This window comes from Microcystis sp. M061S2 (assembly GCF_020245605.1).
GTDB lineage: Bacteria > Cyanobacteriota > Cyanobacteriia > Cyanobacteriales > Microcystaceae > Microcystis.
In genome coordinates this window covers 1-25071 of the sequence record NZ_JADBUP010000115.1, presented here as the reverse complement: position 1 = coordinate 25071, position 25071 = coordinate 1, and the positions used below count along the sequence as shown (strand labels likewise).

The window sequence follows — 25071 nt, the reverse complement described above, 5'->3', positions numbered from 1 at the left end:
CTAGCCCGATTGCATCGCAAAACACTCTGCTATTCTAAGTCTACAGAAATGTTAGGATACTCTATTCGTTTATTAATTCATTATCTGAAGTTTCAAGAAGTGCCTATTCCTTACTGATTCATAGCTTAATTCAGCAACGCCTGTTTTTATTTATTCTCTCTGCTCTCCTTCTCCCCTCTCTCCCCCAACACCCACGAATTCCGTTGACAGCAGCATACTTTGTGCTTTTTGTCAAAAAAACTTTTTTTTTGCAACAAAACTACACAAAAAAAAGATCATCGTTGTGGGTGAAATTGACTCATTTACCTGTCTTAATTAGGATTACCTTCTATATGTGGCAAGGGTTTCAAGCGTTGCTGTCCAAAAAGGCACAAGATAAGCCATTATGAAATTCAGTAAAATCGATGTAACCATCATAACATCGTTGTTAAATAAAAATCTTTCTCAATTAATTTTTAAGAATTTGTAAATATTGCGAAATGTTAATTCAAATATTCTCAAGTTTTTGGAGTCAGTACATAATTTTTGCTTATCTTTGTCGAACATTGGGTTAGGAGTCGGTCGTCAGGAGATAGGGTGATAGGGTTTTGGGGTTTTGGGGTGTTAGGGTTTTGGGGTCTTGGGGTGATAGGGTGATAGGGTGATAGGGTGATGAGACAGCTTCCCCACTTCATAATTCATAATTCATAATTCATAATTCATAATTCCCAACCCATCACCGATCACCGAAAACCGAGACAGTTTTCTGAGGACTTTTTTTACTGGTGGGAACTGGATCGGGGTCATTTTCTTCCCTAGCCACGCGGATTAAGAGGGCTGCTAAAAAGAGACTGGCTAAACTGGAACTGCCGCCATAGCTAAAGAGAGGGAAAGGTAGGCCCGTAGTGGGTAAAGAACCAGTGGCCACACCGATATTTAACAGGGATTGACCGATTAAAATTACCATCGCCCCGATCGCCACTAATTTTTTGATGCGATGACGACATTTAACCGCCACGATCAGGGCGAGAGTAGCGTAGAGAAATAGCATGATTAACAGTAAAATACCGCCAATAAAACCAAATTCCTCGCCAAAGACAGCGAAAATAAAATCCGTATCCGGGAAGGGTAGATAAAATAATTTTTGTTGGGATAAACCGTAACCGCTGCCGGTGGTTCCGCCAGAACCGATCGCCAGTAAACTCTGCACTAATTGATAACCATCACCCCGGGGATCCTGCCAGGGGTCTAAGAAAGATAAAATCCGTTTTCTCTGGTATTCGCGGAAAGTAACACTAACCACAGCCACAGTTACACCCAGTAAAGCGGTGCTGGTCATGTAGGATAAAGGCAGACCGGAGGCAAGAGCGATCAGCCAGAGAGTTATACCACACAGAGCAGTGGTACTCAAGTTAGGTTGTAAGAGAATGCCGGCCAGAATTAGCCCAAAAATAGCGATCCAAGTTAACCGTTGATTGACATTTAAACGCGGCCAACCACCGAAAACCGCCGCCCCTTGCAGGACGAGAAACGGTTTCATAAATTCCGACGGTTGCAAGAGAATCGGCCCGATTTTAATCCAACGGGTGGCACCATTGATATTAGCTCCCAAACCGGGGATGAGAGTGATCAAAATTAATCCTAAAACTAATAAAATCATCCAGGGGGCGATTTTGAGGAGTTTCTCGATCGGCAATCGCACCAGGAAATTAAAGCCAATTAAGCCAATCCAAAGCCAGATTAATTGGCGGATAAAATAGTATAGTCCGTTATCAAAGCGACTGTCAGCCAGAGCGTAGGAAGCCGAAAAAAGCACGACTAACCCGACTGACAGCCACAAAAAAGTCATCCAGCGCAATAATCGCGCTTCGGCTGACCAGTTTTTCACATCGGGGTCAAAAATAGGAATAATGTATTGCCACACGGAGATTTTCGAGAAGAAGTATCTTGCAGAGATTAACCGAAAAGACTAGGCTCGATCGCGGTTTGTTCCACTATCCGACGGCTACATGACCGATTAAACCCGCGTTTTCACCGTGCCATTCTAGGGTATCACCGATCGCCTGACCGTCGTGATAGGCAGCCAAGAGAATTTCCGCCGTTTTCCCCCAAACAATATTACCCTGACGATCGAGGGAAATCATGCCCAGATCCCGACCATTAGTTTGGGATTCGTGCATCGATTTCTTCACGGCAGCGGCGAGGGAAAAACCATCGGTGACGCGAATGACCACCTTAGCGGCTAAACACTCATCGATAATATCTTCCCCGACCCCCGTACAACTTACTCCGGCCCATGGATTGGCATAATTGCCGGCCGGCATGGCACTGTCACTAACGCGACCGATTCTTTCTAATCCCTTACCTCCGGTAGAAGTTCCGGCGGCGATGTCTCCTTGTTGATCAAGGGCCACCACTCCGATAGTTCCCCGTCGCGCTGAGGAGTCGGCGAATAAACGGGCCATTTTGCGATTAAAATTCGTCTTTCTTTCCTCCATCCATTCTTGAATCCGATAATCGGTGAGGGGATCATAGAGGGGAATTTGTAATTCTCGGGCCAGATCGGCAGCCCCAATTTCCGAGAGAATGCGATCCTCTTGACTTTGGAGAAATTGAGCCAGGCTAATGGGATTCTGTACCCGCGAGACGTTAATGACACCGCTTAAACGCTGGTGACGACCATCCATCAAGGCTGCACTCATTCGCACCTGACCGTCCGATTGCACCACCGAACCAGTCCCAGCATTAAATCGCGGTTCATCCTCCAGTAACATACATCCTTTTGTCACCGCTTCCACAGCAGTAGCACCATTGTCAAGGAGGTTGTAAATATTCTTGACAATCCCCCGGAGAGAATCGCGCACTGATTCTAAACCACCTTTATCCTCTAGGGAACTCGCTCCCCCATGAATAATTAACTTCGGATTTACTCTGGTCATCGAAAAATTGAGTCCGAAACCCCGTCTCTTGAGGACGGCTTTACCATTAAATAGTAGCGCATTTACACCATATATCTTGACTTCCCCTTTAACAAAAGGCCATAACCTGTACTGTCAGCTGCCCGCGCATTTAAATTGCTTAACAGCTTATCAAATATTTTTTCGGCATTTTTATTTGAATTAGATAAGACAAGAAGGGACAACCCAAAAGAAAACCCAACCACCGCCATGGGGAGATTGGGTTTTCCGGTTATCAATGGATTTTAAGGGGCCAAAGCGTTACCGCGCAGGAGAGAACCGATAGTTTTAGCAGTAATCTTCATCTGTACGAGAGGATTAGCGGGAACAACGGTTTTATAGAGATAACTGTCAAAAGTCATCTTCTGTACATCCTTATCGGAACACATTTCCACAAAAGCTTCCCGGGTGGCATCGGTACGGTAGAAAACCCGTTGCAGGATATCTAATACCAGATAGGTCATACCGTATTTCTTGTCCCAACGCTTGAGGTAGAGTTTCAATTCGTCCTCTGTGGGGATACGTTGGCCGCCGTTAGTGACTTCGACAATGGTTTCCGCACACATCCGCGCTGATTTAGCGGCGAAATAGATGCCTTCTCCCGAAGACTTAGTAACTGTTCCCGCAGCATCGCCTACGAGGGCCACGCGACCGACTACACGGCGAGGACGGGGATGTTCGGGGATGGGGTGAGCCTCCACGCGGATGATTTCGCCTCCTTCCAGACGACGGGCCGCGCGAGCGCGAATACCGGCTTGTAGGTCTTTAATCATGGCTTTATTGACCTTCATTGTGCCAGTACCGACGGCGACGTGATCGTATTTGGGGAATACCCAAGCGTAGAAGTCGGGGGATACGTCTTTTCCTACATACATTTCGGCCAGATCTTCGTAGTAGGCCATTTTATCTTGGGGAAGACGGATGCGTTCTTGGAAAGCGATCGCATAGTTGTAATCCCCAGCATCAATAGCTTTAGCAATGCGGGAATTAGCACCGTCGGCGCCGATAACCACATCCACCTTCAGAGATTTCATTTCCCCTTGGGAATTGCCGTGGGAGTGATCGGCGTAGTGTAGGGTATAGGGATCGGTGCTATTGGTGGGAATGTCGAGACCGTAAACGGTTCCGTTGATTAAATGCGCTCCTAATTTATGGGCGCGTTCTCTCATAAAACCGTCGAGGACTTCCCGACGACACATACCGATATATTCGTCTTGATTATCGAGATTAATATCGACTTCGACGTTCGAGGGGGAGATCATTTTCATTTTTCTCACCCGGCGATCGATAATTTCAGGAGGTAGGTCAAATTCGCTCACCATACAGAGAGGAATCGCTCCACCACAGGGTTTAGCATTATCTAATTTGCGTTCAAATAAATAGGTTTCAATGCCTGCTTTAGCTAATGTTTCTGCCGCCGAAGAACCGGCCGGCCCTGAACCCACAACAGCGACTCTTAACACTCAGGTTTTCTCCTACATACTTACGAGCGAGTACGCTTTGCAGTGTACCACAGGGGTTTAGCCGAAAGGAACGATATCCTCCGATTCTGCCCGATCTTGCAACAGTGCTTAACATCCTCTGTTACAAAAGTTTATTTTACTGCCCGTAGATGTTTTTTTATCGATGTGTTGTATTGTGTTACACCCCTCTCCCAAATTGGAAAAGGGGATAGCTGCGAGGATTGTTAAGCTCTTGCTTTCAACCAATCGCTAATAGCGGGGGGTAAATCCCGTTGCACTTTGCCACTGACATACATTCCGATATGTCCGACCGGGAAAGCACAAGCGGTATAGTCAGAAGTACCGATATAATTCCCTAAAGCGAGGGAAGAAGCGGGAGGTACAAGGTGATCTTTATCCGCATAAAGATTGAGAATTGGCATGGTCAGATTGTGTAAATCTACCCGTTTATCTCCTAACATCACTTCCCCTTTAATCAGTTTATTTTGCTGATAGAAATCCTTGAGAAACTGTCGATAGGATTCTCCCGCTTGGTCAGGACTATCAAAAATCCATTTTTCCATACGCAGAAAATTAACTAATTTTGATTCGTCTTCCATGATGTCAGGAAAATCAAGGTATTTCTGATAACCTAACTGTAAAGGTTTCAATTCCAGAAACTCTAAGTTGAGAAAATCTCCCGGGATATTGCCCATAGCATCTACCATTAAATCGATGTCTAATGCTTCGGAACCCAAGGAACATCCCCCCCGCATATTTAAGAGGGTCTCGGTTTGATAAAAGTCCACCGGTGTCACCATTGTCACCAGATTTTTTATCTTATCGGGATAGAGGGAACTATAGCATAAACTAAAGGTTCCCCCCTGACAGATTCCTAACAGATTAATTTTGTCGAGATGGTGACTTTGACGAATAAAATCGACGCAATTATCCACATAACCATTGATATAATCATCAAGGGTTAACCAGCGATCGCTTCTGGTGGGATATCCCCAATCAATTAAGTAGATATCTAAGCCTAATTTCAGCAGATTTGCTACTAAAGAACGCCCTTCCTGTAAATCTACCATGTAGGGACGATTGACCAAAGCATAAACCATCAACAAGGGAATCTCGAAGGGTTTTTCAACCACGGGTTTAAAGTGGTAGAGAATGATTTTATCTTCCCGATAAACTGCTTCTTTTTCCGAGACTCCACACTGAATATCTTCTTCTTTAACTCGTTTGAGATTGTCTAAACCTTTGAGATTTTTTTGAGTTAATTCTAGATAATCTTGGGTAAAATCTTCCAGTTTCACTTGCGTCAAAAATGGCCACATAATTTAATTCTCCTAGGGAAGTGGGGATTTTTCAGTGAGCAGTGAACAGTAATCAGTGAAAAGAAAGTTCCGAAGTTTTCACCTAACACTATATACTTAAAACTGCAATCCGATAACTGATAACTGATAACTGATAACTGATTGTCAAGCACAATTAACTAATTGTTACTTTCTATTTCTTTTTTTTCTCCTAAAGCTTTTTTGAGACTTTTTACCTCTTTGCGTAATTCATAGATAGTCCGATGAATTTCATCGACTTCGCTGCGGGTAGGCAGATTCATTGATCGCAGGTAAATTTCCATCAAATCCTGCTGTTTGAGGCGATAATCATTGAGGGAATTAATAAATTTTCCCCTTACTTTTAGGTTTTCTGGTTGACAAAAAGCCTTTTCAAAAATATCATCAGCGACAACACTCCACACATCTTGAAATTCTCGCCAATCCTTGACAGGTTGACCTTTTTCTGCTAAGAAAACTAATTTTTTAGTTAAAGCTTCAAAGGATTTCACTTGAATATCAGCCAGCACAATTTGATAGTTAATACTAGCCTGATAAAGAATGCGCCAAGTTTCAAAACTATCGAGTAATTTGCGGTTAAATTCTCGTGGCAATCCCAATAAAGGCATCTGTAACCATTGGCCAAAAGTTTCATCATAAAACTTCTGCCAATAGATATTATTGAGTTCAATCAAGGAAGAAGTATTACCTAACCAAGCTTTGGTTATTGTGTCATTTGACAGGACGAAAGGATCGAACCATAAATGATTGAGACTTTGTAATTGTTGCAGGTAAATTGTCCATAGTTGACTGACATCTTGACTACTTTGGGAAGTGGTAGTAGTAAAACTATTCAGTTGACCGCGCATCTGTTGGGTATAATTATTTAAAATTGTTTGCCAGTCTTCTCCTGTTTGCATTTTCGGGAAGATACTTTCCCAAGCTTCCATCGATAATTTTAGGAATTTGATCAATAAATCCCGATTATCAAAATAGCGCTGGGTTGCCTCTTGTAATTCTGGTTTAATATTGCCCATAGGAGTCGGTATCGCCCCCATCATATCAAACCAACTTGACCACATTTTTGCCCCAGTTTCTGTCCAAAGATTGACGTAATCGGCGGCCATCTCACTCCAAGCTTGTGTCGGTTTATCCATTATTTTTGCCCTTTTCCTTTAACGCTGATTTCGCTAGTTTACTAACCCACCCTACACCCGATAACTGATAACTGATAACTGATAACTGATAACTGATAACTGATAACTGATAACTGATAACTGATTAGGTGTGATGGGCCCCATTAACTCTGAGGACTTCTCCAGAGACATAACTGCTGGCAATAGGAGAGAGTAAATAGGCAGTTGCCCAGGCGATATCTGCGGGTTCACCGAAGCGACGACAGGGAATTTCGGCGGTGATTTTATCGCGAACTTTATCGGGAATCGCTAAAGTCATTTCCGTGTTAATAAACCCCGGCGCAATCGCATTGGCGCGAATATTATAACGGGCAGCTTCTCGCGCTAGGGATTTGACTAAACCGATAACTGCCGCTTTTGTGGCCGCATAATTAGTTTGGCCGGCATTACCGCGATCACCGGAAATAGAACTAATACAAACGATCGATCCCGCTTGTCGTTCGTACATTCCCTCAATAAACGGTTTAATCGTGTGATTAACCCCTTTGAGGTTGACATTAATCACTAAATCCCAATCTAGCGGCGTTAATTTAGGGAAAAAGTTATCTCTTGTAATCCCCGCGTTAGCGACGATGCCGTACACCGGCCCCAATTCCGCTTCAATTTGTTGAGCTGCCGCTTCCATGGATTCCAACTTAGTCACGTCGGCGACAATGCCTAAACCCTGGGGATTATCGGTGACTAAATCCGTGTAAGCCACCTTGGCCCCCAAATCTATCAAAAGAGAGACAATAGCCGCCCCAATGCCTCGATTTCCGCCGGTAACGACGATAACTTTTTCCTCTAGTCCGAGAGATACCATAGCTTTTTCCTCCTAAACTCTTTCAATTGCGATCGCTGTTCCGCCACCGGTCCCATGACAGATGGCCCCCATACCGAGGGTTTTATCCTGTACTTTCAACGCGTTAATTAACGTCACCAGAATCCGCGCACCGGAAGCACCGATGGGATGACCTAATGCGATCGCACCACCGTGAACGTTTTGTTTTTCCCTAGCTAACCCCAGATCCATCTCAAAAAGCAGATTATTTAAGGCAAAAGCTTCGTTATTTTCCACTAAATCGAAATCTTCGATCGTTTTATTGAGAGATGCCAGTAATTTTTTCACCGCGAGGACGGGGAATTCTGGGAAGCGATCGGTTTTTCCAGCACCCACAGCGCCGCCAAGGATTTTGGCAATTGGTTTTAAACCGTACTGATCCACAGCTTTTTGACTGGCTAAAAGGATAGCGGCGGCCCCATCGGAAATCTGACTACTATTCCCTGCGGTTAAAACTCCCGACGGATTAAAAGCCGGCCGCAGTTTTCCTAAACCTTCTGGGGTACTATCGGCACGAATACCCTCATCTTGAGCAATAATTGTGGAACCTTTCTTAGATTTAAGTTCAATTGGCACGATTTCGCCCTTAAACCAGCCTTTTTCTGTGGCTGTGGCCGCTCTTTGGTGGGATAAGGCGGCAATTTCGTCCAATGCTTGCCGAGAAACCCCGCGATCGAGACAGAGGCGATCAACTTGGGAACCCATGCCCTCAGCCGTGGTAGCATCGGTTAAGCCATCGTGGAGTAATAAATCCGTTAATTGTTCCGGCGCACCCATGAGGAATTTATAACCCCACCGGGCCCGATGGGAGAGAAAAAAGCCAGTTTGGGACATGGATTCAATACCACCAGCGAGGACGAGAGCCGCTTCTCCGGCGCGAATTGAGGTGGCAGCGTTACTAACGGCAATCATTCCCGAAGAACAAACCATATCCACCCGATATCCGTCCACGCTTACGGGAATTCCCGCTTTAATCGCCGCTTGTCGAGGGATGAGTTGGCCGTGGCCCGCTCCCAAAACATTGCCGAAAATGTACAAATCTAGGGCTTCTGGGGGCAAATTAGCGATTTCTAGGGCGGATTTCATCACTGTTGCCCCTAAATCGGCCGGGGATAATCCCATCAATCCCCCACCAAAACGACCAATTGGAGTCCGGACAGCGGCCACGATATAAACTTCTTGCATAGACTTCTCTCTATTGGGAAGCGAAGATAATAGATAGAATTTACTTAAGAATATCGAGTCCGAAAAGATCAAAATCCCAATTGACTGTCATTGGTTACAAGTTCCTGGCCTCGATGCCTTGAGTTTTTGTCTATCTACTCTCGATCTTGCAACAGAATTTCTGTGTCAGAAGATATATTCATTAGAATTTAACTTTTCCGGCAGCAATCCCCTTTTTTTTATGGATTTAGTCAAGCGCCTGGTTTTTATCGGTGGTGGTCACAGTCATGCGATCGCCCTTCGTCTTTGGGGGCAATCACCCCTAAAAAACGTTCAATTAACTTTAATTAGCGATGTCACCCATACCCCCTATTCGGGAATGTTACCCGGCCACATCGCCGGTTTTTATGATTTTGCTGAGACTCATATCGATTTACCTTCTCTAGCTAGGTATTCTCAAGCGCAATTCTGTTTAAACAAGGCTAATTTTATAGATACGGAAAAATGTCAAGTAATTTGTCATAATTCTTCACCGATTCCCTTTGATTATCTCTCGATCGATATCGGCAGCATCCCAGCAGTAGATAATGTTATCGGTGCTAAAGAATACCCTATTCCCGCCAAACCGGTGCCGATTTTTCGGGAAGGATGGCAAGAAATCCTCAAAAAAGCGGTTAGTAACCCTAATAATCCTCTCAATATCGTCATTGTTGGTGGTGGCGCGGGCGGGGTAGAATTAGCTTTAAATATGCAGTCCCGTTTGGCCAAAATTCTCAACTCTAGCAGTAATTTGAATTTGTCTCTAATTCATCGAGGAAAAAAACTACTACCAGGCCATAATAATTGGGTCGGTCAACGTTTAGAGAATATTTTTAAACAAAAGGGAATTAGATTATATTTATCAACGGATGTGACGGCAGTGCAAGCAGATCGGATTATCTGTTCATCGGGTTTAGTTTTACCCATGGATTATACAATTTGGGTAACGACTGCCTCGGCCCCTAGTTGGATTAAAGCGTCAGGATTACTGACAGATGAAAAAGGGTTTATTTTAGTGAATAATTATCTGCAATCCCTGTCTCATCCCCATATTTTTGCCGTGGGAGATATTGCCACGATTCCAGATTATCCTCGTCCGAAAGCGGGAGTTTTTGCCGTCCGACAAGGAAAACCCCTATTCGATAATTTAGCAAGAATTCTGCAAAATCAGCCATTAAAACCCTATTTTCCCCAGAAAAATTATCTGAGTTTAATCGGCACAGGAGACCAACAAGCGATCGCATCTTGGGGCGGTTTTGGCTGGCAATCACCGTTATTATGGTCATGGAAAGATCGGATCGATCGAGCTTTTATGAAACAGTTTAAGCTGTAATCAATAAGTAGGTAGGTGTTAAAAATTATCAGACACCCCCCTTATCAAGGGGGAATTAAGGGGGGATCAGAGGCAAAATTGCTGATTATCGTCCAATAACACCGAGTTACTGTCAAGGCCGTTGGGAGTAAAATCTGATTTGGGAATCCCACAACCTGATAAAGTAAAAATCGTCCCGATACCTTGACTGGTTAAGGGAGAGAACGTCAATAGTTTGTTAAATAGTACATATAAACCAATGCCACGTCTTCGCTCGATTATTTCCCTAGTTTTAGTCCTAGTTACTACGCTGCTGGTTAGTTGCAGTGGTCCCCAAGCAACTATCCCCACTGTTTACAGTCCGCAAAAAATCGAACAGTTACAGGTTTACATCCAACCCATAGAAGGATTTCGCGAAAAAATGAGCGTTTTGCAAGACCTCATCGCTGACAAAAATTGGGTAGATACTCGCACCTATATCCACGGTCCTTTGGGGCAATTGCGTCAGGAAATGGTAGGATTATCCCGTAATTTACTGCCCAAAGACCAAGAAAAGGCCAAGCAGTTAGCGAAAAATCTTTTCGTTCACTTTGAACGTATCGATGCGGCAGCCAAAGAAAAAGATGCTAGTCTCGCTGCTACTCAATTCCAAGAAGCATTAAAAGACTTCGATGCTTTCTTAAATATTGTTCCTAGTTAGTTTGTATCAGTGATCGGTGATCAGTGATCACCGATCGGGCCGCAGCTCAAAAACCGATAAATGCTATTTTGGTTTAGTTTGGACGCTAATAGGGCCATTAACCATGGTTTGACAGGCTAAACGATAATTTTCGGGTTTTTTCTTCAGACAGCGCTGTTCAAAGTCGGTTTTAGCCGAGAGATTTTCCATCCCCTCAACAATTGCCACTATACAAGTACCACACTGACCGTAACCGCCACAATTCATCAATTTACCGCCAAAAGTGTAGATATCAACGCCATTCTGGATTGCTTTCTCTCGTAAATTCGCCCCATCTGCCGCTACCACGATCTTATTCTCTTTGACGAAGTTGATGTTACCCATGACTGTGTTACCCTAAATTTTTGCAAATTAATATTAAAAAATATTAAATTTTTTTGATTGTAACATTTTTGGCTCGCTCTTCTAAATATTCGGCGATGCCAATAGCGATCGCTTTTTTACCGATAAATTTCCCCAGTGCCGCTTTTGTGACCAAATAAGCCACCTGTTCCCCGTGATCGCCCTTTTCCTCACCCCGATTAGCAATGACCGCCTGATAGCCCTTTTCTAGGCGTTTACGGGCGATTTCCAGTAACTCCTCCTGACTGACTCCCTCCTGATACTTGAAAGTCACCATCTCTAAATCAGGAAATTTTTCTCTCACCTTGTCAATCACTTTTTCCGTCGGCACAAAATTAAGATTTAACTGCCCTCCACTGGGAATTTTACCAGAAAAAGGGCTTTCTAAGCGATAATCTGCCACTGCTGCCGAAAAAATCCCAAATTTATAATCTTTACTCTCTAATTCTCCCATCACCTTCCCTAGATACTCGTCATAAGTTTCAATGATTTCATGGGGTAAATAAGCAGGGGGTGTATAGCTGCCGCGTCCGTGGATTAACTGCACCTTGGCCCCGCGCAGGTATAATTCTTCTGCAATAGCGACTCCTAATTGTCCGGTAAAACGATTGGTTAAACGACGGATATTATCGATAATCACTGGTGTGGGTCCACCAGTGACTAAAATCGGCCTATTTTTCAGGACAGAATTACTGAGAATCCCACAGGCTGCCACGGTAATCTCTTTTTCCCCGGGGAGATTGTGTTTACCGTAATCATCCCGGGGTGGCATAATCTCAACTCCCCAGCGATCGAGAGTTTGCAAAGATTCGCTCAGAATAGCATTATGTAAACTGCCGTGCATGGTGGGGACAAGCAGAATTTTAGTTTTTCCCTTTTCCTGTCGTCCCAAGGCCGAGGCCAAGCATGAAGTGATCACTCCGTCAGCGATTCCGTAACGAAACTTATTAATCGTGTTATAGGTAGCGGGGGCGACTAAATAAAGATCAAAGGGAGATTGATCGCTTAAATGTTCTGCTTTTGCCGTTAATTGGCTAATTACAGGATTAACCGTACTCCATTCCAAAGCTTCCCTAGTGACGTATCTTAAAGCTTCTTCCGAGACAAAAGCCACGACTGTGGCCCCGAATTTCCGCAAAGATCGGGCAATTAGCGGCGCTTTCATGGCCGCAATCCCTCCCGTTACCAGTAAAGCAATCCGTTTACCCCAGAGATGATGACTTTCTAAGGGTACTTCGCGATCGCCTAAGTCCGAATCCGTGGGAGGGGAGAAATTCCAAGTCATAAATTTGGGGGTGGGGGTTTTGTCAGTGATCAGTAAACAGTAAACAGTAAACAGTGAACTGAAAACTCAAATCTGATCACTGATAACTGATCACTGATGACTGATTCGGTTATCCCTATTCGGGATTTGTCTATCTCTGAGGGAGAAACTGGTTATCCTAGTAAATAAAGGGTTGCTTCGGTGTTCTTATGATTGACAAAATTTTAACTAAAGTTCGATCGCTTGCCAAGCCGCTATTAGTTCTAGGATTAGTGACAACGCTGATTTTCGGTTCTATTCCCAGTGCTTTGGCGGCATCGGGGGGTAGAATGGGTGGCGGTAGTTTTCGCGCCCCTAGTCGCAGTATTAGCCCTTCTAGAGGTGGTGGTTACAGTTCCCCCGGTTACGGTGGAGGTATTGGTTTTCCCTTCCTCTTACCCTTCTTTTGGGGTGGTGGTGGCGGTGGCTTAATATCTCTGTTAATCTTTTTTGCTATTGCCAATTTCCTCGTTAATGCTTTCCGTAATGGTGGAGGCAGTGATGAAAACGGTATGACGATAGAATCCGGTTATGAAACCGTCTCCGTGGCTAAAGTACAGGTGGGTTTGTTGGCTAATGCCCGTTATCTGCAAAAAGAATTAAATCAAATCGCCCTAACTGTGGATACTAGCACCTCCGAGGGACGCGTCGAAGTCTTACAAGAATCGGCCCTCGCCCTGTTGCGTCATCCGGAATACTGGGTTTATGGTAACGTCGATTGCCAACAAACCAGCCTTAGCAGTGCAGAAGCGAAGTTTAATCAGTGGTCTCTCAACGAACGCGGTAAACTAACGGCGGAAACCTTAACTAATTACAATAATCAATTGCGTCAAGGTTCTAGAGAAAATATTTTACCCGAATCGGCTGGAGAATTAGCTAAAACCGCACCGGAAGGCTATATTTTGGTGACTATTTTAGCCGGCATTGTTGGTAAATTTTCCCTAGCCAAAATTAATGATTCCCAAGACTTGAAACAGGCCCTGCAACAAATTGGTAGTATGGGAGGCGATCGACTTTTAGCAGTAGAAGTGATTTGGACTCCCCAAAGCGAGGGTGATATTCTCAGTCAAGATGACATTCTCGCCAATTATCCCGATCTGAAATTAGTGTAATTTGTCGGGGATAATCCCAGATATTGGCTAAAATCTCCCTTTGACAGGGAGATTTTTTGATTATTAACCAATTGCTCCCATGCTGCGATTTTAGGGTGGGTTAGTGACAGCGTAACCCACTCTAAGGGGCTACTTCATCGGGGAGATAGAGTTAAATAAATAAATGATGATATAATTTTCCTTCTTGCCGCCATTGCTATAACCACTCTATTTCTTTAGGTGCCATTGGGCTAGGGTCTTTGTCCTGCTTACCTATGAATGAAAGAAGATTAGTTAGGGCTTGCTGAAAATTACTGGAAGCCTTACTAGAAAACGATTTTAGCACTTTTTTAGCCCAAAAATCGCCAGAAATAAACGTCGAGAAATCGAAATAGGGACTCAAAACCCTGGCACTTTCCAGACGTGCAAGGTCATTCTGTTATTCTGACTTCCCCTCCCGACGACTGGCTACTGACTCCTAACCCCACCAATAAACTTTTTTAGCAGACCCTACCTATGAATGAAAGAAGATTAGTTAACATTCTCATGTAACTCTGGAACCCGTTGCCATAATTCTTGGGTTAAACGGGGTAATTCGTCCCGCATCTGACAATACCAATCCCTTCGCTGGCGGTAATGTTGGGCCAGTAAGCGATTTTGCTTGACCCATTGATAGGCATTGTTGGCCAGTTGTTGCCGAAAAGAAGGATTTTCAATTAATTGTCGTAATTGTGCAGAAAATTCAGTTAAAGAATCATAAATTAAACCCGTTTCACCGGATTGAATAGACGCTTCATACACCGTGGGACTAGCTAAAACGGTCACGCCATGACCCGCACATTCAATAAACTTTAAATCAGATTTCATACTATTAAAGGCTGTCGGATTGAGGGGCAACAAGGCAATATCACAGGTTCTTAATAGGGCTTGATACCGCTCATAATCACAAAAGGGTTCAAAAGCTTTATTGGTAATGGCTAATGCCTCAAAAAATTCTCGATCATGAATCACCTGGGCAGAGATTTGCTCTCCGTAGTCGGCTAAGACTTGATTGAGGGTGGGTAAAATAGCTTGCCAGTCTGCTTGACGATTTAAGGCTCCAAAAAAGAGCTTAACGGTATTATTTTGGGGATATTGCCGTTGGGGGGGAAGATAGGCCAATTGATTGGGAAAAACAGCCACATTGGGATTAATGGTACGAAAAAATGCTGCTAACGGCTCTGTGGTGGTTTGAATACCATGACAAGCCCGATAGGTTAAAAATTGATTTTGTTCATGTTCTGGCCAAAAACGGGGATCATCATCCATTTCAGCAATAATTAAATAATCTTTGGCTAAAAGGGCCTGAATTTTGGCAAGTTCATCCGGTTGTAAAGCTCCCCGTTGCCAAATAAAGATTTTTTCCTCCTCTGGCCGGGCAATTCCTAAATCCGCCGATTTAACACTGGAAACGGTTCTTACACCAGGAATGGTGGCACTGAACTGATCCGGTTCTAAGACCCGGACGCGATCGCAAGCCAGGGGAACCATCATCATTGTTTGAATCAGTAAAGGGCGAGGTGCTTGGGTAGATTTTAAGGCTCTGACTACATATTGAAAGGCTCCTGTTTGAATTGCAAATTGTTCGGCATTAATGCCCAGGGATTGAAGGGTGGGAGCCAATAGTTTTTGAGCAGTTTGAAAATTCTCATTTTTCTGTCCTCGTGTCTGAATCTCATAAATTTGTAATCCTGCTTCAGCAAACCATTTTTTAATACTCAATAACGTAAAAAAACGCAAATGAGTGCGGTCTAATAACCCTTCATCTTCATATTCCCAGACTCCTCTTAACAGATTAATTAGAATACTCCAATGTTGAATATTGGGAATACAGGCTAGGACTTGGCCAGCGGGTTGAAGCCAAGTAATTTGCTGATTTAATACTCGCCAGGGGTCTTGTAAATGTTCTAAAACGTCACCATAAATCAAACAATCTACGCTATTAGGCAGAATGATAGTCCCTAAATCCAATGCTTCGACATTGCCGACAATGACTTGATCCAACCGAGTTTTCGCAATTTCGGCCGCTTGGGCATTCAGTTCGATGCCTATATAATTAGCATTTGGATTAATTTTCTTATAATACTGCCCCAACGCGCCCGTGCCGCAACCCACTTCCACAATCACCGAGGCATCTGGCGGTAATAAGCGCAATAGGTCAGGATTCACCCGGTCATAGTAGTCCAGATTGGTAAGGGAAGTGATCGGCATTTCTCTCTTCAACTCAGTTCATCAAAACAACAAAATAGGGACTCAATTTTGTTAAGTCCCCAGATAGTATAGCAGTTAAAGATTCAGGAATCATTATCCGTAAATTCTCAAAAAGTGCTGGTAGGAAAGCCATAGCCCAGTCGCCAGGCTGCCAAGCAGCCTAAGAGAATGTTTGAAAAGTCAGGAGACCACTAGGGGTAGTGTAGAGCCTGCCAATATCCATTGGGTCGCTACCTCAGTTTCCCCCCACGGGAACTGCCTGACTTCAGCCGAGACAAAGTGGGAAGCCAGACTTTCGATCAGTTTAACCAGAGTGGAATCAGTCACCACGGCAACTTTACTGACGTACTTGTGATGGTCGCGTATCAGCCGGAAATGAGCGACCAAGGCACCAAAACTCTCCCAACCAGTGAACGTGGGAACTTCGATGATTACGCCAGCAAGGCCACCAGTGGCTTCAATGTGGGGGTCCACTGCCTCCGCAATCTTGACAAAATCTTCCGCCGCCAGTGCAGATGTAGGTTGCATATACAGAATGCTATGCGCCGCGTCTAAATTATAATCTATCATAGTTTGCCTCTCCCAAATGGTCGAAGTCTAACTATATGCTATCACAAATAGACGGTTTCACCAGAATTACTAGACGAGCTATAATCCCGAAATTGTAGCTTATAAACTCTTCACTTTGGCAATGAAAATCTTTCAGCCAATCCTCTCGTTTCATTCCTTGAGGAGACAGATGATCAAATACTCTTCCCCTCACTTCTACCCCATAGTGTTTTCCATTGATCGTAATTGATTGATCGATCATTCCCGACGCGATCGCTGATGAGATAATCTTGATCATGATAGCGCGTTTTCAGTTCGATCACTTTTCCCTCAATTTCGTTGTCTGTTAGCTACTGCACATTGATAAAGCTGGAATTGACTGACAATATTGCCAATTTCTTGATCAATTTGGGAATCGGTTAACTTAACCACTCTCTCACTCCCAAAGGAAAGCTGGTATCCCTAGTCTATCAGCTAGTTGGTGCGAGGGAATCTTCCCCTGTCAATCCCTAAGCTAGGGAGAGGAATGTAAAGATTTATTAAATTGTAGCGTAGGATACTTTGACCCCACTAAACAGTATTGGCTATTCTGCTAGATTGAATTGCACGGAGTTTTTCAACGCAAACCATCTTGATCCAATCCTGACGATTCATGTTCTGCAATTGACACTCTACATCTATGCTTCGTAGTAATTCCGGGGGAAAATCAAGATTAATCTGTTGCTTAACCTGAAAATTACCTGTGAAATGCTCAGAGACATCTTTCCCTAGATGTGCTTGTTGAGCAATTTCCTCAATATCTTTAATTTCAGTTGACTGTTTCCTCATAGCTTTTGCGCTCCTGTTTAGTTGATTTCCAAGCGGTGACAACCCAAATGTAATCACCGACTTCATCGACTCTGTATTCTACGATGAATGTTGTTAACGTTCCGCCCGCAAAGCCAACAATCCGATATTGTTCTGGCTGCTCAGAGCGTTGGTCTTCGATGTAAGGTTTGTAAAGCAGATCGTTTAACCGAGTCAAGTCAATATCACGTTCTGTTAAAACTCGCTGTCGTTTGGCTTCATCCCATTGAATACGCATGAGACACCCGAAATCAATGGAGAAAAATTGTTTTCACCCACTCTATACTAATCTATCGCTCCCGAAGGCGAGGGACTAAGGGGAGAGGAATGTAAAGATTTATTAAATTGTAGCTTTTAATACAGTTGTGGGGGGGGTAGTGTGTGGAGTTTTGTCATCTTCATTTGGTGTTGGGTTGCTCTGTTGCTTGATCTGGCAAAGAGGAGGATTCAATTACTGCAAGACCAGTGTGCAATAAACTACTCCATAACTAATTAAATTCGAGGGGGTCAAAAATGTCTAAAAAATCGTTTTTATTGGCTACAATGTTTACTCTTTCTGGCCTTTCTTTACCAGCGAAAGCTGTAAATTTGCTTATTATTAAACCAGCACCTAAGCAAATACCAGCAGAACCCGGTGATTTAGTTAGTGCATCAGTAGCAATAGAAAAGATTGATCCTGAGTATCCTGTTCGTCGAATAGAATTTGCATTAGGCATTGATGAACTAGCTATTAGGGAGGGAGAGGATGAGAAAATCCTATCATTTGATCAAACTTATGATAGTAATTTAACTGCAGGCAAAGAACTTCGAACATATACTTTTAAAGTCCTTATAGCGGTGTGCAGTCGTATGAAGTACAGTGTCACGAGCTATAAACCATGCTAGGCAAGGCTTGGTCTGTATCTCACTCAAGCGCTTACCGCTATATACCTGTTAAAGATGGTATCCCAGATGTTCTCTTTGAATCAGCATTTGTGACTTTTTTTAATACCAAATATAATGATGGTAATAATCCACTGCCTCAGACATTCAGAAGAAAATGTACGACCGACTCTCTTCCAGAGATTCCTTTTTGTCGGAGATTTAATGGATTCAGCGTAGTACCTCGTGACACTCCCGAACCATCCGCGATTCTCAGCTTCCTAGCTCTCGGCACTCTCGGCGCAGCTTCAACCCTCAAGCGCAAACTCAAACCATAAAAGTAGGCTAAATTGCCCACCAAAAATACCATAAATGCCCCTTCATTCAGTCAGTTGAGGGGGTTTTATGTTTTGCCTGTGCTTCTACTTATTAAATTTTATTAATTAATTGCTCAAAAGTAGTTTCTTGTGGTAAAAAAAGATTTTTTGTACCGATAGGGTAAAATTTAATAGATATTGTAATTTTATGCCATAAAGGAAGTTAATTACAGCAGTTATATTAATGGTGAAATAACTTCTTTATTTGATTGGTAATTTTAATCAGTGGGGAAAGGGCGATACTTAAGGATTAATTCTCGCACCGATTCCCCTAGATTTAATCTCAATCCCCTAGACAAATACCCAAACCCCTGGCGGTTTTGACTAAAGTTTCTTCGGGATCGACGACGCGATAGGTTTTAATCGCCTCCTCAATGGGAACACTGACCACTTGCCGATTTTGCCAGGCCACCATGCGATCGAATTCCCTCCTGGCGATCAGATCCACGGCCGCCACGCCAAAAGCCGCCCCCAGTAGGCGATCCATCGGAGAAGGAATGCCCCCCCGTTGAATGTGGCCCAGGAAAGTCACTCTCGTTTCGGCCCCGGTTTCCCTGGCAACTTCTTCGGCTAAATAGCGACCGATACCCCCGAGACGATCTTCCCCTAGGGCTTCCTTTTGCACTAGGCGATTGCCAGTTTCGGTACGCACAGCCTCGGAGACAATAATCAGAGAAAACTGTTTATCCAGACGCTGCCGTTGCCGGATCTTCTCGCAGATCTTCTCTAATCGGTAGGGAATTTCGGGAATGAGAATGATATGGGCCCCCCCCGCAATACCGGCAGCTAGGGCGATATGGCCGGCATCTCTACCCATAACTTCTAGAATCATCACCCGGTTATGACTAGCGGCGGTAAAATGGAGGCGATCGAGGGCCTCTGTGGCGATATTAGTAGCTGTATCGAAGCCGATGGAGACTTCTGTAGCTCCCACATCATTATCGATGGTTTTGGGGATACCAATCAGATTAATGCCTCCCTGTTGGGCAATACGGCGCAAAATCGCCAGACTACCATCGCCACCGATGCCGATCAGGGCATCCAGTCCCAGACTATGATAGCCGTCAATGATGTCCTGAGAGCGATCGATCAGGGTTCCATCGGGCATCGGGAAAGCGAAGGGATCCCCCTTATTGGTAGTACCGAGAATTGTTCCTCCCATCACCAACAGGCGATCGACTCCTTCAATATCAAAGATAGTGGTTTTGGGGGGACGGTTAACTAATCCGTTCGTTGCTTCTCGAATACCCACCACTTCCCAGCCATAATTGCCACTGGCATGGTGGACAACGGCACGAATGGCGGCATTTAAACCCGCACAGTCGCCACCACTGGTGAGAATTCCAATTCGTTTTTTTTCACCCATAGGTTTTTGTCAGGAGATTAACAAATCTATATTTAGGGAAAAGTTGCGGATAATGCCTAAAAATTAAGAAAGTTTCTAGATCGCCCCTGACAGTTAGGGGAAAAAACCGAAAAATCTGCCCCCGTCCCCTCAGTAATCGATCACGAGCAGGGTATGCAGGGCGACACGGATTCCCATTATACTAGAAAGTATATAGCAATCTTAGGGCATTTGTCAACCCTAATATACAGGAAATTTTCTGATAACTGATAGTCAATCAATTTAACTATTTACTGCTTGCTGAAGACGGGATAGATCCCAACCTTTTTGATTGAGAAGTAGCCAAGACTGCATTAAATCAGGACCGTGTAACTCCCCCATCAAAGCGGCCCGCAGAGACTTCATCACTAGACCTTTTTTAACCCGATGGGTTTTAGTGGTTGTCTCCACAATTCCCTTGGCAACTTCTCCAGTCAAATCGGGAGTAATAGCGGCGAGAATATCCTTGATAATATCCTTAACTCCCTCTAATTGTAATTGACTTAAAGCCTCCTGATTATAATTAGCCAGAGGGGTTAAAAGTAAGCGACTTTCAGCGACAGCATCGCTTAAACGAGTTAAACTCGGACCGATGAGAGTAGCCAAACCGATCAACCAAGCTCGATCGGTTTCAGCATCAAAATTATACCCTGCTTCTTGCCAGTAGGGGAGAAGTAAAGGCACTAATTCCTCACCGGTTAAACGATGGAGATATTGACTATTAATCCAATCCAGTTTAGTCCAGTCAAATTTTGCCCCCGCTTTATTTACCCGTTCTAAACTAAACACTTCTGCGGCCGTTTCAAGGGTAAAAATTTCTTCAGTGGAATCGGGAGGAGTCCAACCGAGGAGAGTCATGTAATTAACCAAAGCTTGCGGCAAAAAACCCAGTTTTCGGAAATCATCGATCGAAGTGACTCCATCCCGTTTAGATAACTTACGACCCTCCTGATTTAAGATCAAAGGACTGTGGGCAAACTCCGGCACTTTTGCCCCTAAAGCTTCGTATAAAAGAATTTGTTTAGCCGTATTAGCGATGTGATCTTCCCCACGAATAACATGGGTAATTTCCATATCGATATCATCAACAACTACCGCTAAATTATAGAGAGGCTGACCGAAGTTTTCTTCCGCATTTTCCGAGGTACGAGCGATCACCATATCGCCACCTAAATCACTACCTTTCCAGATAACTTTTTCCCGGATTAAATCCTGCCAAATAATTTCTCGATCGTCATCAATAATAAAACGAATTACTGCTTTTCTCCCCGCTTGCTCGAATTGCGCTTGTTGTTCGGGGGTGAGATAACGGTGACGATTATCGTAACGGGGGGCAAGATTGCGGGCTTTTTGTTCTTCCCGCATTTTTTCCAATTCTTCCGGGGTACAATAACAACGATAGGCTAAACCTCGATCGAGCAGGGTTTGAATGGCTTGACGATAATAATTAAGGCGTTGAGTTTGAAAAAAAGGACCTTCATCCCAATTCAGTCCTAACCATTGTAGGCCCGCTTGAATATTTTCCGTATATTCTGGTCGAGAACGTTCTAAATCTGTATCTTCCACGCGCAAGATAAATTTACCCCGGTGATGACGGGCAAAAAGCCAGTTAAACACGGCTGTGCGTGCTGTTCCAATGTGTAAATTTCCCGTGGGACTGGGGGCAATACGAACTCTAACTGTCACGATCTAACTCCTAGGTTTTTTGCGGCAACGATATCCCATATTATGGCAAATTCACCTAGGTCAACTGGCAAAATTAAGACAGTTTTCAGCCAGGTTTGCCAGCAGCAATTATCAGTTCTTTTGTACCGATTAAGCTGGGAGTGTTAGGCCTGAGTAACCGCACTGGGGAATCGAAGAACAATAAAACATCTTGGGGAATGTAAGAATATATAAAAGTATGTGAAGATGTGCGGAATGTCGTTTATAAATTTTGGAGATATCTATTGGTTTTATCTCTGAGGTTGCGATTAATCACAATGTTTGGAACTCTATTATCTTCGATTTTGCTTACCCAGTCTGATTATTTCCATCTGACTCCCACTAATAAGGTGGCAGTGGAGAGAAGAATTGTCGAAAAAAGTTTTGGTTCCGATCCTCAGATTAATCCTAGCGAAATCTCTAGTATTTTGAATCTTCAGCCCCAATGTGGTAAGAATCCTGCTAATTCTCAGATTCAATGCACTTGGAAAGAAGGAAATAGACAGATAAAAGCCTATTGGTTAAAACCTTGGCGCTTTCAGCGCTGGGAATCTACGGGATTCTAGCTATATCTTGAGATAATATCAGTTCTCAAAATGGATAGCTACCAAAGGGTAAGGGAGGAACAACAAACTCTCAAGAATTGAAGTTTCCCTCTCTGGGGAGAGGGTTTGAGGCAGAGATATTTCAATAACCGTGTTATTTCGGTAATTCTAGGCAGCGATTAAAGATTTGCTCAAAGGTTGCCAACGGAAATATCTTTCCCCACCCAATTCGAGGACAAATTTTAACCGGGGTTCCTGTTGACTAAGATTAATTAAGTATTGTTTTTCTTCCGAGGATAAAACAAAACTTTCAATAATCCAAATCACTAAACCTTTAGATTTGGGGGGTAAATTTTCCAATTGATAGGTAGCAATGGGAGGAATAAAATAAACCGGTCCCACGGCTGCTTCCCGACCGATATTTTTTTTACCCAAATGGGGGGGACGGACTCCATGAATGCCGGTAAGATAGGCACTTAAATCGCCTAGACCTCTAGCAGTGATATGCAGGACATTGTACCCAGTGGCCCGTAAACGTCTTTGATAGCGTCCCTCGTAACCCCCTTCTAAGGGTGCGTAAACACCTAAAGCACCGTATTGTTCCAGATCGCGAATAAATGGTTTTCCTGTGGTCAGTAGTGCCATAGCTAGTAAAAAAATCTTTTTCCCTATAATCGCACGTTTTGTTAAGTTGTGCGTCAAGTGAACAGAAAAAGACTTAGGATCAAAGATAGAGAGGGACAATCGCTACTCTCCCAAGGAGGCAATATGTTTCACGATCTCCTTTATCCCAACGGACTGCTTTATATCCTCATTAAACTAACTGTTTTAGCTTTAGCAGTCTTGCTCTGGTTTATGGTCGTTTCGGCCCCAGCTGTCTGAAAAAAACACTGCTCTTGTCTCAGGTTAGCCTTGTCTTCTACAATTAGCGTTCTATGCAATGGCTAAATTTTGTCGATGACTCCTGTTAAATTGCCGATCGATCCTTTTCTGAAACCCAACCTAACTACTAAGCTCCTAGGGGTTGGGTTGGTATTGACAATTATTTTTATCCTGATTGCCCTGTTTTCGCCCCTTCTGCAAGCGATCGGCATGATTCAGGATCCAACCGACATTTTAAGCAATTATCCCCTACAAGCCCCCAGTTCTGGGCATTGGTTCGGGACGAATGTGCGCGGTTACGATGTCTTTTCCCGCACCCTATTCGGGGCGCGAGCGGCCTTGTCCGTGGTATTTTTGGCCACAGGATTATCTTTAGTCATCGGGGTTCCTTTAGGGTTAATTAGCGGTTATTTGGGGGGTAAGATCGATCGCGTTCTCCTCTTTCTCATGGATACCCTCTACACCTTGCCGGGGTTATTATTATCGGTGGCTCTGGCCTTCGTTTTGGGTCGTGGTATCCTCAATGTAGCGATCGCTGTTAGTATTGCCTATATTCCTCAATATTTTCGCGTGGTCAGAAATCAAACCGCCAGCGTTAAAAATGAGTTATTTATCGAAGCGGCCCGAGCGATCGGCGCTAGTCCAGGCCGGATACTATCAAAATATCTTTTCTTTAATGTCGTCCAGAGTGTCCCGGTTCTTTTTACCCTCAACGCGGCGGATGCGATCCTTGTTTTAGGCGGTTTAGGCTTTTTAGGCTTAGGATTACCGGAAGAAGTGCCGGAATGGGGTCATGATCTCAAGGAAGCTTTGGCGGATTTATCTACAGGTATCTGGTGGACCACTTTATTCCCCGGATTAGCAATGACCACGATGGTGGTGGGTTTATCCCTCTTGGGAGAGGGGTTAAGTGAAATTTTAAACCCCCTGAGTCGTAAACGCTAAAAGCAAGGGCCAGAGTTCCAGAGAAATCAACTCAGGACCCCGCACCCTCAGCCTCTCTGTCCAGTAACAATGTAGGATACCCTTTGGGCGATATTGGTGGCGTGATCGGCCATGCGTTCCAGATGACGGATTAGTAAAGCCATCAGCAAGATTGGTTCCACCACACCCTTAATATCTCTTTGATGGGCGAGAGTGTGATAGAGATATTCATAGGCTCGATCGACCGTATTATCTAGTTCTTTCACCTTTGGACCTGCTTCTTGATCGAGGTCAGCCAGAGCAACAAGGCTCGTGGCTAACATATACTGAGCATGGTGGGACATGGCCTCGATCTCACTCATACAATCGTGGGGAGTATAGGCGAATAACTTGAGTGCTATTTCGGCTAAATCCTTAGCATAATCGCCGATACGTTCCAAATCGCGCACTAATTGCATAAAAGCACTTAAAAGCCGCAAATCTTGGGCTACGGGAGCCTGTAGAGTCATGAGAGTGGCGCAATCTAACTCGATTTGACGGTAGTAGCGATCGATTTCCTTGTCAAGGGGGGGGATTTTTTTCGCCATTTCCAAATCCCTAGCAAAAAGGGATTGATGGCTAAGACGAAAGGATTCTTCGACCAAGGTTCCCATTCTCAGCACATCCTGTTCCAATCGCTGGAGAGAACGAGCGAAATAGGTGCGATCGGGATGATTGGTTTCTTTGGATAGGCTCACGGTCAGATTCGCTTAACATAAAACTACTCTTTCTCTACAGTCATAACAAGAAAATTTTAGATTTTGTACAGTTGTCTAGAGAACTTGACAGAATTTTTTCTCCCCTCTCCCCAATTCATAATTCATAATTCATAATTCATAATTCATAATTCATAATTCATATCGCTGGAGAGAACGAGCGAAATAGGTGCGATCGGGATGATTGGTTTCTTTGGATAGGCTCACGGTCGGATTCGCTTAACATAAAACTACTCTTTCTCTACAGTGATAACAAGAAAATTTTCGATTTTG

General features: G+C 43.9%; 25 protein-coding genes and 2 pseudogenes. 8 read left to right on the top strand and 19 right to left on the bottom strand.

Translation table 11 applies throughout. The features are described 5' to 3' along the window. A pseudogene (locus IM475_RS18520) lies at positions 1–117 on the top strand (IS1 family transposase); the annotation flags it as partial. 598 nt (positions 118–715) lie between these two features. On the opposite strand, the gene IM475_RS18515 reads toward IM475_RS18520, so the two are convergent. The 7 genes from IM475_RS18515 to phaA form a co-directional block, all read right to left on the bottom strand. After that, positions 716–1903 carry an FtsW/RodA/SpoVE family cell cycle protein gene (locus tag IM475_RS18515; protein WP_287728698.1) on the bottom strand — a complete coding sequence of 396 codons (1188 nt, stop codon included), beginning with the start codon at positions 1901–1903 and terminating at the stop codon, positions 716–718. A 70-nt stretch (positions 1904–1973) separates the two neighbouring features. Beyond that, positions 1974–2918, bottom strand: a complete 945-nt coding sequence (locus IM475_RS18510) for an isoaspartyl peptidase/L-asparaginase (protein WP_287728697.1) — start codon at positions 2916–2918, stop codon at positions 1974–1976. Between the two features lie 263 nt (positions 2919–3181). Next, entirely contained in the window at positions 3182–4399 is a 1218-nt protein-coding gene (gene chlP / locus IM475_RS18505; RefSeq protein WP_002735532.1) for a geranylgeranyl reductase, read from the bottom strand. 224 nt (positions 4400–4623) lie between these two features. Further along, a complete protein-coding gene (locus tag IM475_RS18500) occupies positions 4624–5718 on the bottom strand; it encodes a class III poly(R)-hydroxyalkanoic acid synthase subunit PhaC (protein WP_110545588.1) in 1095 nt (364 codons plus the stop codon). A gap of 158 nt (positions 5719–5876) precedes the next feature. After that, a complete protein-coding gene (gene phaE, locus IM475_RS18495; RefSeq protein WP_287728695.1) occupies positions 5877–6872 on the bottom strand; it encodes a class III poly(R)-hydroxyalkanoic acid synthase subunit PhaE in 996 nt (331 codons plus the stop codon). Between the two features lie 124 nt (positions 6873–6996). Further along, complete coding sequence (phaB, locus tag IM475_RS18490) at positions 6997–7713, bottom strand: acetoacetyl-CoA reductase PhaB (protein WP_159296405.1); 717 nt, start codon at positions 7711–7713, stop codon at positions 6997–6999. A gap of 12 nt (positions 7714–7725) precedes the next feature. After that, positions 7726–8916, bottom strand: coding sequence for an acetyl-CoA acetyltransferase PhaA (phaA, locus tag IM475_RS18485; protein ID WP_287728692.1), 1191 nt, complete (start codon positions 8914–8916; stop codon positions 7726–7728). 220 nt (positions 8917–9136) lie between these two features. Here phaA and IM475_RS18480 point away from each other — a divergent pair, with 220 nt between their 5' ends. Beyond that, positions 9137–10267, top strand: a complete 1131-nt coding sequence (locus IM475_RS18480; protein ID WP_287728691.1) for an FAD-dependent oxidoreductase — start codon at positions 9137–9139, stop codon at positions 10265–10267. 238 nt (positions 10268–10505) lie between these two features. Continuing rightward, positions 10506–10946, top strand: coding sequence for a photosystem II protein PsbQ (psbQ, locus tag IM475_RS18475; protein ID WP_002784828.1), 441 nt, complete (start codon positions 10506–10508; stop codon positions 10944–10946). Positions 10947–11009: 63 nt separating this feature from the next. On the opposite strand, the gene IM475_RS18470 is transcribed toward psbQ, so the two are convergent. Together IM475_RS18470 and IM475_RS18465 are read right to left on the bottom strand one after the other, a co-directional pair. Then, a complete protein-coding gene (locus tag IM475_RS18470) occupies positions 11010–11309 on the bottom strand; it encodes a 2Fe-2S iron-sulfur cluster-binding protein (protein ID WP_002790976.1) in 300 nt (99 codons plus the stop codon). A gap of 43 nt (positions 11310–11352) precedes the next feature. Next, positions 11353–12612 carry a phosphopantothenoylcysteine decarboxylase domain-containing protein gene (locus IM475_RS18465; RefSeq protein ID WP_287728689.1) on the bottom strand — a complete coding sequence of 420 codons (1260 nt, stop codon included), beginning with the start codon at positions 12610–12612 and terminating at the stop codon, positions 11353–11355. Positions 12613–12800: 188 nt separating this feature from the next. Here IM475_RS18465 and IM475_RS18460 point away from each other — a divergent pair, with 188 nt between their 5' ends. Further along, positions 12801–13742 (top strand): DUF1517 domain-containing protein, encoded by a 942-nt coding sequence (locus tag IM475_RS18460; RefSeq protein WP_287660229.1) that lies wholly within the window; start codon positions 12801–12803, stop codon positions 13740–13742. Positions 13743–14252: 510 nt separating this feature from the next. On the opposite strand, the gene IM475_RS18455 is transcribed toward IM475_RS18460, so the two are convergent. The 5 genes from IM475_RS18455 to IM475_RS18435 all read right to left on the bottom strand — a co-directional run bounded on the left by IM475_RS18455 (position 14253) and on the right by IM475_RS18435 (position 17604). Then, entirely contained in the window at positions 14253–15971 is a 1719-nt protein-coding gene (locus IM475_RS18455) for a methyltransferase domain-containing protein (RefSeq protein ID WP_287728688.1), read from the bottom strand. 180 nt (positions 15972–16151) lie between these two features. After that, entirely contained in the window at positions 16152–16541 is a 390-nt protein-coding gene (locus IM475_RS18450) for a SpoIIAA family protein (RefSeq protein WP_287728687.1), read from the bottom strand. Positions 16542–16572: 31 nt separating this feature from the next. Beyond that, entirely contained in the window at positions 16573–16818 is a 246-nt protein-coding gene (locus IM475_RS18445) for a papain fold toxin domain-containing protein (protein ID WP_287728686.1), read from the bottom strand. 272 nt (positions 16819–17090) lie between these two features. Further along, on the bottom strand, positions 17091–17348 hold the full coding sequence (locus tag IM475_RS18440; protein WP_079209336.1) for a hypothetical protein: 258 nt from the start codon (positions 17346–17348) through the stop codon (positions 17091–17093). Continuing rightward, on the bottom strand, positions 17329–17604 hold the full coding sequence (locus IM475_RS18435) for a BrnT family toxin (protein ID WP_185238515.1): 276 nt from the start codon (positions 17602–17604) through the stop codon (positions 17329–17331). Before IM475_RS18435 ends, IM475_RS18440 begins: the two co-directional genes overlap by 20 nt. A gap of 275 nt (positions 17605–17879) precedes the next feature. Here IM475_RS18435 and IM475_RS18430 point away from each other — a divergent pair, with 275 nt between their 5' ends. Further along, complete coding sequence (locus tag IM475_RS18430; RefSeq protein ID WP_287728685.1) at positions 17880–18251, top strand: hypothetical protein; 372 nt, start codon at positions 17880–17882, stop codon at positions 18249–18251. Further along, complete coding sequence (locus IM475_RS18425) at positions 18245–18565, top strand: PEP-CTERM sorting domain-containing protein (protein WP_287728684.1); 321 nt, start codon at positions 18245–18247, stop codon at positions 18563–18565. The genes IM475_RS18430 and IM475_RS18425 overlap by 7 nt, the downstream gene beginning before the upstream one ends. Positions 18566–18887: 322 nt before the next feature. Here IM475_RS18425 and IM475_RS18420 read toward each other — a convergent pair whose 3' ends face one another. Next, positions 18888–19970 carry an ATP-dependent 6-phosphofructokinase gene (locus IM475_RS18420; RefSeq protein ID WP_147070365.1) on the bottom strand — a complete coding sequence of 361 codons (1083 nt, stop codon included), beginning with the start codon at positions 19968–19970 and terminating at the stop codon, positions 18888–18890. 261 nt (positions 19971–20231) lie between these two features. Beyond that, positions 20232–21674: a glutamate--tRNA ligase gene (gene gltX, locus IM475_RS18415; protein WP_287728683.1), complete on the bottom strand. Its 1443-nt coding sequence runs from the start codon at positions 21672–21674 to the stop codon at positions 20232–20234. A 296-nt stretch (positions 21675–21970) separates the two neighbouring features. Between gltX and IM475_RS18410 the strand changes: the two genes are divergently transcribed. Next, positions 21971–22258, top strand: a complete 288-nt coding sequence (locus tag IM475_RS18410) for a hypothetical protein (RefSeq protein ID WP_287660223.1) — start codon at positions 21971–21973, stop codon at positions 22256–22258. A gap of 147 nt (positions 22259–22405) precedes the next feature. On the opposite strand, the gene IM475_RS18405 is transcribed toward IM475_RS18410, so the two are convergent. After that, a complete protein-coding gene (locus tag IM475_RS18405) occupies positions 22406–22882 on the bottom strand; it encodes an NAD(P)H-quinone oxidoreductase subunit N (protein ID WP_002747620.1) in 477 nt (158 codons plus the stop codon). Positions 22883–23194: 312 nt separating this feature from the next. Between IM475_RS18405 and IM475_RS18400 the strand changes: the two genes are divergently transcribed. Next, the gene (locus IM475_RS18400) at positions 23195–24064 is read left to right on the top strand and encodes an ABC transporter permease (protein ID WP_287728682.1); all 870 of its coding nucleotides are present in this window, start codon (positions 23195–23197) and stop codon (positions 24062–24064) included. Between the two features lie 47 nt (positions 24065–24111). On the opposite strand, the gene phoU is transcribed toward IM475_RS18400, so the two are convergent. Both phoU and IM475_RS18390 read right to left on the bottom strand, forming a co-directional pair. After that, positions 24112–24780 (bottom strand): phosphate signaling complex protein PhoU, encoded by a 669-nt coding sequence (gene phoU / locus IM475_RS18395; protein WP_287728681.1) that lies wholly within the window; start codon positions 24778–24780, stop codon positions 24112–24114. A gap of 156 nt (positions 24781–24936) precedes the next feature. Further along, positions 24937–25005 (bottom strand): annotated as a pseudogene (locus IM475_RS18390) (phosphate signaling complex protein PhoU); the annotation flags it as partial. Between the last annotated feature and the right edge of the window lie 66 nt (positions 25006–25071).

Coding starts and splice junctions, on each gene's coding strand:
- IM475_RS18510 (WP_287728697.1), bottom strand. CDS start 2,918: ATGACCAGAGTAAATCCGAAGTTAATTATTCATGGGGGAGCGAGTTCC.
- IM475_RS18500 (WP_110545588.1), bottom strand. CDS start 5,718: ATGTGGCCATTTTTGACGCAAGTGAAACTGGAAGATTTTACCCAAGAT.
- phaE (WP_287728695.1), bottom strand. CDS start 6,872: ATGGATAAACCGACACAAGCTTGGAGTGAGATGGCCGCCGATTACGTC.
- phaB (WP_159296405.1), bottom strand. CDS start 7,713: ATGGTATCTCTCGGACTAGAGGAAAAAGTTATCGTCGTTACCGGCGGA.
- phaA (WP_287728692.1), bottom strand. CDS start 8,916: ATGCAAGAAGTTTATATCGTGGCCGCTGTCCGGACTCCAATTGGTCGT.
- IM475_RS18480 (WP_287728691.1), top strand. CDS start 9,137: ATGGATTTAGTCAAGCGCCTGGTTTTTATCGGTGGTGGTCACAGTCAT.
- psbQ (WP_002784828.1), top strand. CDS start 10,506: ATGCCACGTCTTCGCTCGATTATTTCCCTAGTTTTAGTCCTAGTTACT.
- IM475_RS18470 (WP_002790976.1), bottom strand. CDS start 11,309: ATGGGTAACATCAACTTCGTCAAAGAGAATAAGATCGTGGTAGCGGCA.
- IM475_RS18465 (WP_287728689.1), bottom strand. CDS start 12,612: ATGACTTGGAATTTCTCCCCTCCCACGGATTCGGACTTAGGCGATCGC.
- IM475_RS18460 (WP_287660229.1), top strand. CDS start 12,801: ATGATTGACAAAATTTTAACTAAAGTTCGATCGCTTGCCAAGCCGCTA.
- IM475_RS18455 (WP_287728688.1), bottom strand. CDS start 15,971: ATGCCGATCACTTCCCTTACCAATCTGGACTACTATGACCGGGTGAAT.
- IM475_RS18450 (WP_287728687.1), bottom strand. CDS start 16,541: ATGATAGATTATAATTTAGACGCGGCGCATAGCATTCTGTATATGCAA.
- IM475_RS18445 (WP_287728686.1), bottom strand. CDS start 16,818: ATGATCAAGATTATCTCATCAGCGATCGCGTCGGGAATGATCGATCAA.
- IM475_RS18440 (WP_079209336.1), bottom strand. CDS start 17,348: ATGAGGAAACAGTCAACTGAAATTAAAGATATTGAGGAAATTGCTCAA.
- IM475_RS18435 (WP_185238515.1), bottom strand. CDS start 17,604: ATGCGTATTCAATGGGATGAAGCCAAACGACAGCGAGTTTTAACAGAA.
- IM475_RS18430 (WP_287728685.1), top strand. CDS start 17,880: ATGTCTAAAAAATCGTTTTTATTGGCTACAATGTTTACTCTTTCTGGC.
- IM475_RS18425 (WP_287728684.1), top strand. CDS start 18,245: ATGCTAGGCAAGGCTTGGTCTGTATCTCACTCAAGCGCTTACCGCTAT.
- IM475_RS18420 (WP_147070365.1), bottom strand. CDS start 19,970: ATGGGTGAAAAAAAACGAATTGGAATTCTCACCAGTGGTGGCGACTGT.
- IM475_RS18410 (WP_287660223.1), top strand. CDS start 21,971: ATGTTTGGAACTCTATTATCTTCGATTTTGCTTACCCAGTCTGATTAT.
- IM475_RS18405 (WP_002747620.1), bottom strand. CDS start 22,882: ATGGCACTACTGACCACAGGAAAACCATTTATTCGCGATCTGGAACAA.
- IM475_RS18400 (WP_287728682.1), top strand. CDS start 23,195: ATGACTCCTGTTAAATTGCCGATCGATCCTTTTCTGAAACCCAACCTA.